Annotated in this window: 17 protein-coding genes; 9 read left to right on the top strand and 8 right to left on the bottom strand. The window is 50.6% G+C overall.

Annotated elements, in window-relative coordinates; all coding sequences use genetic code 11:
• Positions 1-21 precede the first annotated feature (21 nt).
• Positions 22-1,014, top strand: a complete 993-nt coding sequence (locus KNP03_RS11620; protein ID WP_214829442.1) for an MDR family oxidoreductase — start codon at positions 22-24, stop codon at positions 1,012-1,014.
• A 94-nt stretch (positions 1,015-1,108) separates the two neighbouring features.
• On the opposite strand, the gene KNP03_RS11615 is transcribed toward KNP03_RS11620, so the two are convergent.
• On the bottom strand, positions 1,109-2,569 hold the full coding sequence (locus tag KNP03_RS11615; RefSeq protein WP_214829441.1) for a UDP-N-acetylmuramoyl-L-alanyl-D-glutamate--2,6-diaminopimelate ligase: 1,461 nt from the start codon (positions 2,567-2,569) through the stop codon (positions 1,109-1,111).
• 254 nt (positions 2,570-2,823) lie between these two features.
• A complete protein-coding gene (locus KNP03_RS11610) occupies positions 2,824-3,057 on the bottom strand; it encodes a hypothetical protein (RefSeq protein WP_214829440.1) in 234 nt (77 codons plus the stop codon).
• Between the two features lie 124 nt (positions 3,058-3,181).
• Between KNP03_RS11610 and KNP03_RS11605 the strand changes: the two genes are divergently transcribed.
• Entirely contained in the window at positions 3,182-3,397 is a 216-nt protein-coding gene (locus KNP03_RS11605) for a hypothetical protein (RefSeq protein ID WP_214829439.1), read from the top strand.
• A gap of 27 nt (positions 3,398-3,424) precedes the next feature.
• Here KNP03_RS11605 and KNP03_RS11600 read toward each other — a convergent pair whose 3' ends face one another.
• Positions 3,425-4,219, bottom strand: coding sequence for an HAD-IIB family hydrolase (locus tag KNP03_RS11600; RefSeq protein WP_214829438.1), 795 nt, complete (start codon positions 4,217-4,219; stop codon positions 3,425-3,427).
• A 66-nt stretch (positions 4,220-4,285) separates the two neighbouring features.
• On the opposite strand from KNP03_RS11600, the gene KNP03_RS11595 reads away from it, so the two are divergent.
• The 3 genes from KNP03_RS11595 (at position 4,286) to KNP03_RS11585 (ending at position 5,785) form a co-directional block, all read left to right on the top strand.
• Positions 4,286-4,552, top strand: a complete 267-nt coding sequence (locus KNP03_RS11595) for a hypothetical protein (protein ID WP_214829437.1) — start codon at positions 4,286-4,288, stop codon at positions 4,550-4,552.
• 60 nt (positions 4,553-4,612) lie between these two features.
• On the top strand, positions 4,613-5,515 hold the full coding sequence (locus KNP03_RS11590; RefSeq protein WP_214829435.1) for a Gfo/Idh/MocA family protein: 903 nt from the start codon (positions 4,613-4,615) through the stop codon (positions 5,513-5,515).
• Between the two features lie 78 nt (positions 5,516-5,593).
• Positions 5,594-5,785 (top strand): hypothetical protein, encoded by a 192-nt coding sequence (locus KNP03_RS11585; RefSeq protein ID WP_214829434.1) that lies wholly within the window; start codon positions 5,594-5,596, stop codon positions 5,783-5,785.
• Positions 5,786-5,822: 37 nt separating this feature from the next.
• Here KNP03_RS11585 and KNP03_RS11580 read toward each other — a convergent pair whose 3' ends face one another.
• Positions 5,823-6,737, bottom strand: coding sequence for a DMT family transporter (locus KNP03_RS11580; RefSeq protein WP_214829433.1), 915 nt, complete (start codon positions 6,735-6,737; stop codon positions 5,823-5,825).
• 325 nt (positions 6,738-7,062) lie between these two features.
• Here KNP03_RS11580 and abc-f point away from each other — a divergent pair, with 325 nt between their 5' ends.
• A complete protein-coding gene (gene abc-f, locus KNP03_RS11575; RefSeq protein ID WP_214829432.1) occupies positions 7,063-8,901 on the top strand; it encodes a ribosomal protection-like ABC-F family protein in 1,839 nt (612 codons plus the stop codon).
• A gap of 17 nt (positions 8,902-8,918) precedes the next feature.
• Here the strand turns inward: abc-f and KNP03_RS11570 are convergent, their stop codons facing one another.
• The 3 genes from KNP03_RS11570 to KNP03_RS11560 form a co-directional block, all read right to left on the bottom strand.
• Positions 8,919-9,083, bottom strand: a complete 165-nt coding sequence (locus tag KNP03_RS11570) for a hypothetical protein (RefSeq protein ID WP_214829431.1) — start codon at positions 9,081-9,083, stop codon at positions 8,919-8,921.
• Positions 9,084-9,659: 576 nt separating this feature from the next.
• Positions 9,660-10,508 (bottom strand): Cof-type HAD-IIB family hydrolase, encoded by an 849-nt coding sequence (locus tag KNP03_RS11565; protein WP_214829430.1) that lies wholly within the window; start codon positions 10,506-10,508, stop codon positions 9,660-9,662.
• Positions 10,509-10,597: 89 nt separating this feature from the next.
• The gene (locus KNP03_RS11560) at positions 10,598-10,984 is read right to left on the bottom strand and encodes a DUF3021 family protein (protein WP_214829429.1); all 387 of its coding nucleotides are present in this window, start codon (positions 10,982-10,984) and stop codon (positions 10,598-10,600) included.
• Positions 10,985-11,143: 159 nt separating this feature from the next.
• Here KNP03_RS11560 and kynU point away from each other — a divergent pair, with 159 nt between their 5' ends.
• The 3 genes from kynU to kynB are packed head-to-tail and all read left to right on the top strand — an operon-like array spanning position 11,144 to position 13,909.
• Positions 11,144-12,421, top strand: a complete 1,278-nt coding sequence (gene kynU / locus KNP03_RS11555) for a kynureninase (RefSeq protein WP_214829427.1) — start codon at positions 11,144-11,146, stop codon at positions 12,419-12,421.
• Between the two features lie 12 nt (positions 12,422-12,433).
• Complete coding sequence (gene kynA / locus KNP03_RS11550; protein ID WP_214829425.1) at positions 12,434-13,273, top strand: tryptophan 2,3-dioxygenase; 840 nt, start codon at positions 12,434-12,436, stop codon at positions 13,271-13,273.
• Between the two features lie 15 nt (positions 13,274-13,288).
• Positions 13,289-13,909, top strand: coding sequence for an arylformamidase (kynB, locus tag KNP03_RS11545; protein WP_214829423.1), 621 nt, complete (start codon positions 13,289-13,291; stop codon positions 13,907-13,909).
• A gap of 83 nt (positions 13,910-13,992) precedes the next feature.
• Here kynB and rbsB read toward each other — a convergent pair whose 3' ends face one another.
• The gene (rbsB, locus tag KNP03_RS11540) at positions 13,993-14,904 is read right to left on the bottom strand and encodes a ribose ABC transporter substrate-binding protein RbsB (RefSeq protein WP_214829421.1); all 912 of its coding nucleotides are present in this window, start codon (positions 14,902-14,904) and stop codon (positions 13,993-13,995) included.
• Positions 14,905-14,913: the final 9 nt, after the last annotated feature.

The following is a 14,913-nucleotide window of genomic DNA, read 5'->3' as shown; positions in this document are numbered from 1 at the left end:
AAAGAAAAGAGGTAGATGAAGATGAACGAATCATTCCAAGCGCTCGTCCTAGACAGACAAGACGATCAGCTCCATGCCAACGTAAAAGAAGTGAAAATGGACGCCCTCCCAAAAGAAGAGGATGGCAATGTACTCGTCGAGGTGTATTACTCTGCCCTCAACTATAAAGATGCCCTCGGTCTGACACAGCCAGGAAAAATCATCAACCAATATCCATTCATTCCAGGATGCGAATTTGTCGGTAAGGTCATCGCCTCCGATCATCTGGATGTGAAGGTGGGCGATGAGGTCATCGCAACCGGATTCGGGATTGGGGAACGTCATTTCGGCGGGTTCAGTCAATACGCCCAAGTGCCGGGTAACTGGCTGGTCAAATTACCGAAAGGGATGGACATGCGCCATGCGATTACCATCGGGACTCCCGGATTAACTGCTATGCTCGCCATCGATGCGTTGGAACAGGCAGGAGTCAGCCCGGGCGAGGAAGTCCTCGTCACCGGCGCTACGGGAGGGGTCGGCAGCTTTGCGATCGCCTTGCTTCATAAACTCGGGTATCACGTCATCGCCTCGACTGGGAAAACGGACTCTTCGTACTTGCGGGCACTCGGTGTCGAAACAATCATCGACCGAAGCGAATTGGAAGGAGCCGTTCGTCCCCTTGCCAAACAACGGTTTGATGCCGCCATCGACTCAGTCGGCGGGAACACCCTCGCCAACATTTTGAGCCAAATTCGTTATGAGGGGGCCGTCGCTGCTTGCGGGCTTGTCGGTGGAGCCGACCTTCCGACGAGTGTTTATCCCTTTATTCTTCGCGGTGTCAAGCTCATCGGGATTGATTCGGTCATGCAACCGATGACGCGCCGAACCGATGCATGGAAACGACTCCATGAGTTAGTCAGTGTTGACGTGTTGAATGATATGATGCACGAAATTCCGCTCCATGATGTCCCGCGTCATGCAGAATCCATGATGCGCGGTGAATTGAGTGGGCGAACCGTTGTTAGACTTCGTTAATCGAAAAAAGGGCCGAATCGTTCGATTCGGCCCTTTTTTATGCTCTGTTTTAGGAGGGGCGTTTACTTGGAACACCGTCAGTCTAACTCCTTGTTCATACGGCGGGTTCCTGCCCCTTTAATTTTTTTAGTTCATCAAGCAAAATGTCGGATTCATTGAACGGGATGGCTTGTCGACCGACCCGCTCCACATGATCGTGTCCTTTCCCGACGACCACGACACGCTTTCCTTCTAACGCTTGAAGCGCAGCATGGCGCAACGCGTCTGCTCGGGCTTCAAATGTGACATAACGCGTGTTGGAGTCGATACCTTTCAGTAAATCCGAAATGATTTTTTTCGGATCTTCTGTTCGTACGTCATGTACCGTCACAATCAATTCATTGGAATAGAAGCTCGCAATCCGCCCCATCTCTTCGCGCTTTGTCGGGTCACGGTCTCCTGCCGCACTCAGCACAACGACCAATGACCGATCTTCTCCTTGAAGCGTCGATAAACACTTTTCAAGTCCGTCCGGTGTATGGGCATAGTCAATGTAAATCTCGACATCTTCCGTATCCAAGCGTTCCAATCGTCCTTTAGGCAAAGTCAGCGCCGGCACGTTTGAAACAATCGTCCGCAGAGCCATGTCCGATGTCGTGACAAGTCCGATCGCCGCTGCCAGATTGGCCGCATTGAAAGCACCCATGAAGCGAATCGGCACTTCAATTTTAAACTCTTTCATTTTCACAAGTACCGTGTCTTCCAGCCAGATGACCTGAATATCCGCCGGCACTTCTTCTGTCGTACTGTACATGATGCGATGCCTTGTCGGGGCAAACGAAGCCATGATGCGACTCGCATCATCTTGAGCATTCAAGATGATGGCATCCCCATCCGTCAATTCGACCTGTTCGAACAATCGGGCTTTCGCCCGGGCATACTCGTCCATAGACCGATGGTAATCTAAATGATCATGCGTCAAATTCGTGAAGGCTGCGGCGTGAAAGTGAATCCCTTCCACTCTGCCTTCCATCATGGCGTGAGAAGACACTTCAAGTACACAATCCGTCACACCTTCATCGACCATGTCGGCGAGTATTCGATGTAAGACGATTGCTTCAGGTGTCGTATTCGCCGTTTTCAGCGTTTTTTCATTATATCGGGCACCAATCGTACTGACGATCCCCACTTGACGTCCCGACAGACGAAGTAAGTCATACGTCAATGTCGCGGTCGTAGTCTTTCCGTTCGTTCCTGTGACACCGTAAACACGCATCCGATGAGACGGATGGTCATAAAACGCACTAGCAACCGTTCCTGCCGTCCGTTTCGTGTCCGGGACGACAATATTCGGAACTGTAAGATCGAGTGGATATTCCGAGATGACCGCACTCGCACCCTTTGCGACGGCGTCTTCCGCAAATTCATGTCCGTCAACCGTGTAGCCGCGAATGCAGAAAAATAAATCCCCTGAATTGACCTTTCTGGAATCTGTTTCGATTCCGGTCACCCATGGATCATGCCCGATGTCATCCATCTCATTTCCTAAAATGGCGGATAAACGTTTCGTTCTCATGCTGCGTACTCCCTTTCTCATGGGTGTTTCTAGGCTTTTCACCTTATCGTCATAGTACTAGATTTGAATGGCATTTGAGATGACAAGTATATTACTTCCCGTTTTCAAGAGAAAACAATCGTTTCACTAAAAAAACCTAGCGGTTTCTCACACGCCAGGTTGTTCCATTGCAACAAGAAGTTCATATTTGTTTCAAGTTTCAAAGGGTATAGCACACGACTGTCACATCGAATCCGTCATATCCCCCGTTGTACTCAACTGATTTCTTCCATCCGACTTTTTCTTCGATCGATAGCGGGGAGACAAGCGAGAACCTGATCGATACAGAATGTTCGCTTGGCGTGCTTTGAATAGTCCCAGGCGATGACGTGTTGTCCTTGAATTTTAATCAGTTTCACCCGCCGTTTCGTGAATACACCATGGCGGTCCACATACATCAATTCTGTCACACGACCTGAACGCATCCATCGGATCAACTCTTCTCTCATATTGTTCCCCTCCTTACTCTTATTATACAGAACGTATGTTCCTATATCCAGTTACAAGCTGTTCGTTTCGCCTGATTTCCCGTATGATGAATACGCATCGAAGTTTAAGAGAGGAAGATTCCACATGACTTATTTATTATTAGTCGTCCTGGCCTTATTTTTGTTTGGAGGCATGATTTTTTCTGCCATGGCGCTGCCAAAACTGCGCAACATTTTGTTCAACAGAGGAAATTTGTTCGACCAGCAGAGCGAACGGGTCACTTGTCCCCATTGTAAGACGACGTTCAGACGTGCTCCGGGCAATACGCAGACCTGTCCGAAATGCTATACGTCATTCTAAATGACAAGCCAGCATGCTCGCGTGCCTTTATGAAAAATCAGATTGTCGCAGCACCTCTAAAATCCCGGCCGCGTACGCCTGACTCGTCACCCGACGATGGAGATGTTTGGCCTGACTCGTACCATTCTGAAGAACATATCCGTGTCTCACCGTTCGAAGCATCTCTAAATCGTTCCCGCTGTCGCCGAACGCATATGCCTGATCAAGCGCAAAACCAAATCGTCTGCTGACGTATTCGATGCTCGCCGCTTTCCCCGCCCCTTTCGGAATGAAGTCAACATCATATGCTCCCTCCGGGTCTCCGGCTCGAGGGTTACATTGACTGATGTTGACCTGAATCGCATGAACGGATGCCCGTTTAGCAATTTGCTCGATGACTTGCGGGTCGTCCCCCTTGTAGTAATAGCTCCGAATCCATTTACTTTTCCCAAAGCCCGCCTGACGCTCCAGTTGAATGTCGAAAAGCCCGCACTCTTCTACCAGCCGGTCCACACGCTTCGCAAAATCAATCGGGAAGCCTTGCGTGTAGGCATCATCTCGCTCCCACTCCCCCTGCTCAGTCACCTGGTACATCTCCGTCCCTAAATTTGCTGCAACCCGATGGGGCCAGTAGCGCAAATCTCCCCGCTTCGCTTTTTCCTGTAAAGAAGCAACCGAACTCCCTGTGACCCAGATTGTAGAAAACCGATGGGCCCGTTCCTCTAAAAAGTTTTCAAGTGCTCGTAAATGGGCGAGTTGTTCACTCGTGCATGCGTGCGGAAAATAAGTCTCGTCAAAATCGAAGCAAAGAAGTGTCTTTCCCTGCTGTGAAAATCGTTTCATAGTTAGCCTCCCTTGAGTCTTCATACCCCTTGCCGTATAGTGAACGTATACAGAGGAGGATGTCAGATGAAACAACGACTCAGTCGATATTACTGTCAGTATAGCGGAATCATCATGGGCTTTGCCCTCGTCTTCGTTTTCCTGTTCGGTTTGCGGAGCTTTTCGCTATGGGGAGCGTTCCTCCCTTCTCCTTATCCATTTTTATGTACCCTTTTGACTTCAGTATTGTTCAGCGTCACGGCTTATTTCGCATTGGATCGCCTTCGAATGCTGTTCTTTAAACACTTACCCGCCACATCCCAAACGTGTTCCACGACCATACAAAAATCGTAACAATCACCGAATCGCCGCATTCGGTTTTTTTGCTATGATGAAACAAAGGAGTGACGCATCATGAGAAAGCCAAAGATTGGAATGATTGGTCTCGGCAGCATCGCCCAAAAGGCGTACTTGCCGATTTTGACGAACAGCACGACGTATGAACTAGTCGGCGCATATTCCCCTACAGCGTCCAAACGGGAAACAATTTGTCAGGCGTTTCGAATGGAGTCGTTCACCGGACTTCCCGAACTCGCCTCATCCATTGACGCCGCCTTCGTACATAGTTCGACTGAAACCCATTTCGAGATTGTCTCGTACTTATTATCAAAGGGCATCGATGTTTACGTCGATAAGCCGCTCGCCGCGACACTCGACCAAGGAGAACAACTCGTCGAACAGGCCGAACGTCAAGGACGTAAACTGATGGTCGGTTTCAATCGCCGGTTCGCCCCGATGTATCAACGCGTAAAAGAAGAAGGTCCATTCCACACGCTCGATATCGCCAAACACCGCGGGGATGGGATCCGTCCCGTCCGTTATGACATGACTTTGCTCGATGATTATTTGCACGTCATCGATACGCTTCGATTCCTGGCGGGAGATCAGCTGCAGCTCGTCTCCGGTCATATCGAAAAAACAGAGGCGAACGAACTGCACTTCGCACGACATCTGTGGAAAGACCAACACGGTCTCCATACGACAATGATGCATCGGAAAGCTGGCGTCAATCACGAACTTGTCTCAACGATTCGGGACGGACAGCGACTGACGGTAGAAGAAATGATTACGCTCCAACGCTTCGAGGCGGGCTCTCATCAAGTTGAGACGTTCGGTTCATGGGACACGCTCTTGACACAGCGCGGATTCCAAGGAGCCATCAATCACTTCATCTCGGCGCTTGTTCACGACACGCCAATCACGACAGACGGTCGCGAGGCATTGGAGACGCAGCGGCTTCTCACTGATTTATTTTAATTTGCTTTTACAGAACGGTTCAATTCAAGTAAAACGCGTAAATACCAATCGATGAACACAATTAAGGGGGACACATTTATGGATTTCTTTTTTTATGTGACGGCTATGGTGATTGTCGTTTCGGCAATCGGTGCCAATACCATTATCCGGACGAGCGCCTACCGCGTTGAGCAGCAACGTTTAAAAATCGAGGAAGAGAAGCTCGCCCTGAAGCGGATGGAACTCGAGATGAAACGAGAGCAAGACAAAATCGAGCATCACGGGTTTTAAAATAACGGTCGAACCGACATCGGTTCGACCGCTTGCTTTATCCGTTATGGCGCTTGAGATGTGTTACGGGGATTGATTGGTTTTGACGACGTTCGGCCAACGTCGACCACGTCACCGCCGTCATGATACAGGCTGCCCCAATAAAGAACTGGATGTTCAAATCTTCCTTCAAGACGAGCCACCCGAGATATCCGCCGACGAGCGGTTGAAAGAAGAAAAAGAGCGATCCGACACTCGCGTCCATCAGCTCCAACCCTTTGTTCCAAAAGAAGAAAGCACCCGCTGTCGAGACGACTCCGATATAGAGAACACTGAGCCACAGGATACCGTTCAACTGGGGCAACCCGACTTGTGCCACTTCCATCGCCATGAGGGGCGTCATCAAAAGGAATGCGATGCCGATGGCAAATGTCGTGATGGTGAGCGAGGACAACGTCTGTGTCGCCACTTTCACATATACCGACATGAGTGCCCACGTGACAGCAGCCAGCGCCAGAACGACACTTCCCAGCATATAAGTCCGGTCCACTTGCCAACCGACGACAATCATCACCCCGAGCGTGGCCAGGACGAGCGAGCCGACTTTCACCGGCGTGAGTCGTTCTTTTAAAATGAGACGCGCGAACAACACCATGAAAGCAGGAGTCGCCGCCGTCACAAGTGACCCGGTATGTGCATCCGACAGCTTCGTTCCGATAAACTGAAACGAGATTGACGCAACGTATCCGATGATACCAATCAGCCCGATCCACTTCCAATCCGCTCGACGAATCGGTTCTCGCCCGAACTTGAACCAAAGCAACCATAACACCGTGAAGGCCACCGCATAGCGTAACCAGACGAACGTGAACGGTTCAATATAATCCAGCGCATATTTACTGACGACATACATCCCGCCCCAAATGCTCGCAGCCAGTGTCAAACTGAGTGCCCCCAGCCATTCTTTTCGCATGTCTCCCCCTCCTTGATGGCGACTATATACGACGCTTGTCAGGGATTCTCCTCTATTTTCATTGTCATTCCTCACAAAAACGCTTACAATCGAGGCATAGATGAATGAAAGGAGGGAGAAAGGTGAAATTTGTCGGACGTACGCATTGGACAACTGAACATTTGTACATTTTGCGTGCGATTTTTCACGATGTCGCGTAATCAAGGGACCCGTCTGTCCTTTTTTAGACATTGCTGAATATACGACAAAGCGCCTCTCTCTCTAAACCGAGCGCTTCTTTGCGCTCGGTTTTTTTGATAGGCCTCATCCTTAGGAGGAACCTACTATGTTACTTGATTTGCAACACGTACAAAAACAATTCGGCGGCCATGCCGTCTTGACTGATGCGAACCTGTTTGTAAACGACCATGAGCGAATCGGACTCGTCGGACGAAACGGGAGCGGCAAGACGACGTTGATCCGCCTCATCGTCGGGAGCGACGCAGTGGACGCCGGCACCATCTATCGGAAGCAACGACTCCATATCGGCTATTTGGCCCAAATTCCCGCCCATCCAGGACGCACCGGACGAGACGTCTTATACACGGCGTTTGAAGAAGTGATGCGCCTCGGGGAAAAAATGACAGCACTCGAGCAGGAAATGGCTACTGGCGGTGAGATGGAACGCCTGCTTGAATTGTATGGGGCCATCCAGACACGTTTTGAGAATGCAGGCGGTTACGTCATCGAATCGAAAGTGAACGCGATGATTGAAGGGCTTCGACTCACCCCGTTCGTCGATCAGTCGTTCGACACATTGAGCGGTGGGGAGCGAACAAAAATCGGTCTTGCGCTCGCCTTGCTGCAGGAACCTGAGCTGCTCATTTTAGACGAACCGACGAACCACTTGGATTTAGAGGCGATGGCCTGGCTCGAATCTTATTTACGCGAATATCCGTCGACGCTTCTCGTCGTATCACACGACCGCGTCTTCCTGGACGCCGTCGCGACGCGGATTGTCGAATGTGAGGACGGGGAGCTGACGAGCTATAACGGCAACTATTCAGACTTCACTGCCCAAAAAGAAAAACGTCTGCTCGACCAATTCCATGCCTATACCGAGCAGCAAAAAAAGATTAAAAAGATGAAAGAGACGATTCGCCAGCTGCGGCAATGGGCCAACGAAGGCAACCCGCCGAACGAAAAGTTTTACCGTCGCGCCAAATCCATGGAAAAAGCACTCGAACGAATTGAACGGATTAAAAAACCGCAGCTCGAAGCCATCCAACCGGATATCGAGTTCACGGCGAACGGAAGGACCGGCCGGGACGTATTCGAGGTCCAACAGGCGACCGTCGCGTTTGATCGTCCCCTCTTCCATGACGTCACGTTTTACACCGGACACGGGGAACGGGTCGCCATCGTCGGACCGAACGGGAGCGGGAAATCGACGCTGTTGAAGCTGTTACTCGGTACGCTCGAACCGGACAAAGGGATTGTGAGACGGGCAGAGCGTGCGAAAATCGGATATTTGTCCCAGCACATCGAGTTCGATGAGACACACCGGTTAATCGAAGCCTTCCGCGACCGGATTGCGGTCGATGAAGGGAAAGCGCGACATTTGCTTGCCCGGTTTCTCTTTTACGGGGCCAGTGTCTTCAAACCGGTCAGTACGCTCAGCGGCGGTGAAAAAATGCGGCTCATGCTCGCCATCCTCGTCCATGAAGACATCAACGTGCTCGTTTTGGACGAACCGACGAACCACCTCGACATCGAGTCGCGTGAGGCACTCGAAGAGGCGATTGAACGTTTCCCCGGAACCGTCGTCACCGTATCCCATGACCGTTATTTCCTAAACAAGCTCTTCCCGATTACGTACTGGTTGGACGGGACGATGACCCGCTTTGAAGGTTCTGTCGCTTATGCGCTCAATAAGCGGATGCAGTCTTTCAGCGAGGAGATCACTTTACCTTTACTGAAAGAGAAACGGAAAAAAACTGATCCGAAAGTACAGACTGCTGCAGAGGAAGAACAATTGAATCGCCTCGAAGAAGCACATCGTCATCTCCTCGAAAAAATGAATGAGACGAACGATCTTGAAGAGCTGATGACACTCCAGCAACAAGCCGATGCCATGCAAAGTGAAATGGATGACTTGATGACTAAGATTCTCGAATCACTCTGAATAAAGCGACGCCCCATTCAGTCTGGGCGTCGCTTTTGATCAAACCAGCTTTGTGTGATCAACCCGATGATTCCAATCGTCATCAGTATATAGGGAAGCCATCGATAGATTCCTTCCATATGTCCTGTTGTGACTAATAGGATTCCACTTAAAAGCGTCCCCAACCAATAGATTTTCGGCATCCTTTCCCTCCAAACCGCTTTTATCTTGCCATATTCTATCACAAAAAAAGCGCCAACTCGTGGCGCTTTTTTTGCATTCTCTAGGAACCGGACTCTCAACCAATCAAGCCCCGCTTAATCGACCGTCCCAATTACAATTTGGTTTCCTAGAGACGTCCAAACAAGGGCGATCTCATTTCAGCCTAATGTTGTCTATCGGTCAAACTGCCTGTACTCATTCGACCCGAGGACAGAAAAACAGTTGACTCATCGACCCGTTGATTGAAATGTGCTGCCACAATGTTTGGCACCTTATTCGTCCACATGCGACGTGGATCATTTGAGATTCCATCTCATTGCTTTTGTCTGACTTGTATGACGTTACCGTCTACAGCGGCCGACCGTTCATCAATCGGAATATGATTCACGTTCGAATGGACTTTTCCCATACACCCCCGAAGTTGCCTTATGGTTGAAATCGGGTCCAACCTCGACTCTTCCATCGTTCCCCGATCAACTTTGGTAAGTGAATGGTTACATTAGTACAATATCCGTTTTTCACGAAACTCAATCCTTGTTCACCATATCTTCAAAAAGTTACAAGTAATTTTCGAGCGCATAGGCGACACCATCCTCTTCCACGTCTTTCGTAATATGCGTACTGATGTCTTTCAGCGCGTCCACCGCATTTCCCATCGCAATTCGCGTTTCCGCGACCTGAAACATGGAGATGTCGTTCAAATTGTCCCCGATTGCGACGATTTCTTCTGCCGCCACGCCATAATGCTCAGCCAGTTGTTTAAGTGCCTGCCCTTTACTCGCTTTTGGATGCCCGATCTCAATTTTCGTCCATCCTCCCGCCGTAATTAAAATATCATCACGCGGTTCGAACAGTTTACGCAAGCGGTGCAGTTTTTGGCGGTCAAACGAGTAAATGAACACTTTATATACTTCGTCCCGATCAAAGTCGATGTCCTCCATCGAGTCCATATAGGTCAGTCCGAACTGCTCGTTTTGAATTTCGATTTCGCGCTTCGCCCATTCCCGGGTAAAGGATTGATCGTGCGGCAGAACTTCAGCCAGCTCATGCATCAACAAATCCGCCCCGGACCTGAACACTCTCACCCCTTTATTCGTGTAAAACTCGACGTACGCCCCATGCGACCGTGTGATTTCCCAAAGCTCCCGAACGACTTCTCCCGGCATCGCATGATAATAAATACGTTCGTTCTCGTAAAACGCAATCGCCCCGTTCCCCGATAGCATCGGACAGGTCAGCTGATTCCGTTTAGACAGTTCTTCCATATCGTGAATCGACCGTCCGGAGCAAAATGTGACGAGGTCGCCCATCTCTTGGCGACGCCGGACCGCTTGCTGATTCGCTTCCGAGATGACACCCGATCGGGATAATAACGTCCCGTCCAAATCGATGGCAATCAGTTTCATCTTCTCTCTCCTTTCCTGTTTCATTCACCCTTATTGTTCCCGATATGGCGCATCATCCAACATCTGTCGCATCCATCGCCCGACCTTACTCATTCGGTTTTCGATTTTCGAAACATATAGACTCCTTTTGAAAAGAAGTAGGTCACCGTGAACAGCACAGCACCTGCCAGATTGAACTTGAGGTACACCGCCATCACATCCTGAAACGTTTCAAGCGGATACGCACCACTGATCATTAAAACGGGTAAGACCGTCACATGCATGACGCCATAATGAACGAGTGCCTGTTTTCGAAGCGTCCACTCTTCCATTTGATAGATGACACTCGTCAGACCGAGAAAAAATGCAACTCCTCCGTAGAGGGCATCACTGCGTATCGCCTCCGATTGCCCGTTCCACTGATGAAATAACGCAAGTAAACCAAACAGCAACCCCATCTTCGTTCCACGGATTAATCCCTGTTTCCATAATTCCATAATGCTTCCCCCTCTTTCCTTGTTATTCCATACGGGATGATCACGCCGAACGTTTCAATTCTTGGGAAAGCGTTCGCGTGCCTTGCCGTATATTGACTTCCCTCGACCCGATTGCTACGCTTTTGACAACGCTTGTTTGCTTTAAAGGGGGATATGGGGATGAAGAACGATTTCACACGTGCGTACGCACAACAACGGGACGAACAGGATGCGCTTGCGCCTTACCGTGACGAGTTTTATTTGCCGGAAAACGGGATCTACATGGACGGGAATTCGCTCGGTCTATTGTCGAAACGGGCCGAAAAGGCTTTACTCGAGTCACTCGCGGATTGGCGGGAACTCGGAATCGACGGCTGGATGAACGGGCGTCATCCTTGGTTCAACTTATCTGAGGAACTTGCAGCACTCAATGCACCGCTCGTCGGGGGCAAGACTGAAGAAGTGATGGTCACCGGGTCGACGACGGTCAACCTGCATCAACTCGCTGCTTCTTTCTTTAAACCGGAAGGCAAACGGAAAAAAATTTTGGCGGACACGCTCACGTTTCCGTCTGACATTTACGCCTTGAAAAGTCAGCTCGCGCTTCGCGGACTTGACCCGAACGAACATTTAATCCGAGTGGATAGCCCGGACGGACGTTTCTTACGAGAAGAAGACGTAATCGCGGCGATGACGGACGAGATTGCCCTCATCGTGCTCCCGACCGTCCTTTACCGTAGCGGACAAATCCTGGATATGAAACGCCTGACACGAGCAGCGCACGAGCGCGGAATTCTCATCGGGTTTGACGCCTGTCACTCCGTCGGGGCCATTCCGCACGACTTCCACGACTGGGGAGTGGATTTCGCTTATTGGTGCAACTACAAGCATTTGAATGGTGGACCGGGTACTGTCGGGGGCTTGTTCGTTCACGAGCGGCATTTCGGCACGACGCCGGGACTTGCCGGCTGGTTCGGCTCACGCAAGGATAAGCAGTTTGATATGGACCATACGATGACACCTGCCGAGCATGCCGGTGCGTTCCAAATCGGGACGCCGCATGTCATGAGTCTCGCACCGCAACTTGGTGCGCTCGCGATGTTCAACGAAGTCGGCATGGAGGCGATTCGCGAGAAGTCGCTCGCCATGACGTCATACATGATGGAGTTGATCACAGAGTATTTAAGTCCGCACGGTTTTGTGATCGGCAGTCCGACCGAACCGGCCCAGCGCGGTGCACACCTTAGTCTCGAGCACCCGGAGGCGGCCCGCATCTGTAAGGCGCTCAAGCAGCACCGGATCATCCCGGATTTCCGTGCGCCGAACATCATCCGACTCGCACCGGTCGCACTGTATAACACGTTCACGGACGTGTACGACGTCATCATGACATTGAAGAAAATCATGGACGACAAAGAATACGAGGCGTTCGAGAACGTCCGTGAAGTTGTCGCATAAGGGGGTCCACCAATGAGTGAACGAATTGAACATAACGTAGAAAAATCGATTCAAACCGACTTTTCAAAAGCAATGTCGTACGGGGACTATTTACAGCTCGATCCGATCTTGTCGAGCCAGCATCGCCTGTCGGATCATCACGATGAAATGCTCTTCATCATCATCCATCAGACGAGCGAGCTATGGATGAAGTTGATTTTACATGAACTGACGGCGGCGACGAGTGCCATCACGAACGGTGAACTCGAACGCTCATTCAAAATGCTCGCCCGTGTCTCCAAGATCCAGCAACAGCTCATTCAATCGTGGAGTGTCCTCGCGACATTGACACCGGCCGAATACTTGGAGTTCCGGGACCAGCTCGGGTCGTCATCCGGCTTCCAATCGTACCAAAACCGCCAAATCGAATTTGCGCTCGGTTTTAAAAATGCGCGCACACTCAGCGTCTACGCCCATGACGAGACACTTTATCCATTACTCGAAGCATCGCTCCAGGCACCGAGCATTTACGATGTCACAGTTCGCGAGATGCACCGTCGTGGCCTTCACATTGACCAAAGCGTACTCGATCGGGACGTGACACAGGATTGGGAATGGAACGAAAGTGTGGAGAAAGCATGGGTCGAGGTGTATCGGGACGTCGACAAGTACTGGGACTTGTACGAACTCGGGGAGAAACTGCTCGACATCGGGAGTCAGCAGCAGATGTGGCGCTTCAACCATATGAGTACGGTCGAGCGGATCATCGGTCAGAAAATGGGGACAGGCGGATCATCGGGTGTGAACTACTTGCGCCGCGTTCTCGACCACCGCTTCTTCCCTGAGCTTTGGACGGTTCGAACTTCATTATAAGAGGAGTTGATTCGGATGACTTGGATCGATGTATCACAACCGCTCCATGCCGATGTAACGACATGGCCGGGAGACACCACATTCCAATATGAGATTGCTTGGCCGATGTCCGAGAGCGGATCGGTCAACGTCGGGAAAGTGACGATGAGTCTGCATACGGGCACGCATATCGATGCCCCGTTTCACTTTGATGACGCCGGAAAGCGCGTGATTGACCTCGACCCTTCCCTCTATATCGGTCCGGCCCGTGTCATTCACTTGCCGGGCAAGATGAAAATCGAGGCAGACGATTTAAAAGGCTTTGACTTGACCGGGGTCGAACGACTGATTTTAAAAACAGATGGCTGGCCGGACAAAAGCGTCTTCCCGGATGCGATTCCGGAGCTCACGCCTTCTTTGGCAGACAAGCTCGGAGAACTCGGCATCTTTTTGATTGGGCTCGACTTGCCTTCTGTCGATGCAATTGACAGTAAGGAAATGGCCGCCCATCATGCCCTTGCGCGTAACGGGGTCCATATATTAGAAGGTCTCGTCTTGGACGATCTCTTGCCGGGCGACTATGATTTGGTCGCAGTGCCGCTCCCACTCGTAGAAGGTGACGGGAGCCCGGTCCGCGCTTTGATGCGCCCGATGTAACTGTAAAGACAGCCTGCAACAGGCTGTCTTTTTTGGTGTATGTAAAAAGCTCACCTTCCATGAAACGAAGGTGAGCTTGCTTATTATTTGATCAATTCGAGCTCGACCGGAATGTTTTCTTCCACTGTCTCGCCTTTCAGGTGTTTGACTGCCGCCTCAACGCCAAGTTTTCCAATTTCAGAAGGTTTTTGTGCGACCGTTGCTGCCATCGTGCCTTCTTCGACCGCTTTGACTGCATCATCTGTCGCATCGAACCCGATGACTTTTACGTCTTTCATCCCCGCTGCATCGAGCGCCTGGACAGCACCGAGTGCCATCTCATCGTTATGCGCGAACACGGCGACGATGTCTTTGTTGTCCTGAAGGATGTTCTCCATGACCGTGAGCCCTTCCGCACGGTCGAAGTTCGCTGATTGTTTCGCTACGACTTCAAGCTTGCCATCAATCGCTTCATTGAATCCTTGACCACGGTCACGCGTGGCAGAAGCTCCCGGGATCCCTTCTAATTCAACGACTTTTTGGCCTTCTCCAATCAACTCGATCATGTACTCACCGGCAAGTTTACCGCCTGCCACGTTATCTGATGCAACGTGAGCCACAACTTCGCCCGTTGCAGCGTTACGGTCGACTGTGATGACCGGTACACCAGCATCATTCGCCGCTTGGACCGCTGCTCCGACTGCTTCCGAGTCGGTCGGGTTAATTAAGATTAAGTCCATTCCCTTTTGAATCATATCTTCAACATCATTGATTTGTTTAGCCGCATCATTTTGTGCATCCGCGACCGTGAGCGTTGCATCCATTTCTTGCGCTTGTTCTTCCGCCCCTTCTTTCAATGCGACGAAGAACGGGTTGTTCAACGTTGAAATGGAGAGACCAATTTTATAATCCCCATCTTTCGTCTCCGCTTCCGAGCTTGTCCCCGGTTGTTCCGTCGAACATGCTGCCATAAGTACCATTGTCAGTGCGAGTAGCCAAGCTGCCCATTTTTTCATCTTCTTTTT

It is taken from the genome of Exiguobacterium algae, from assembly GCF_018617875.1.
GTDB classification, from domain to species: domain Bacteria; phylum Bacillota; class Bacilli; order Exiguobacteriales; family Exiguobacteriaceae; genus Exiguobacterium; species Exiguobacterium algae.
Note: the sequence above shows the minus strand (reverse complement) of the source record. Positions and strands in the feature narration are given on the sequence as shown.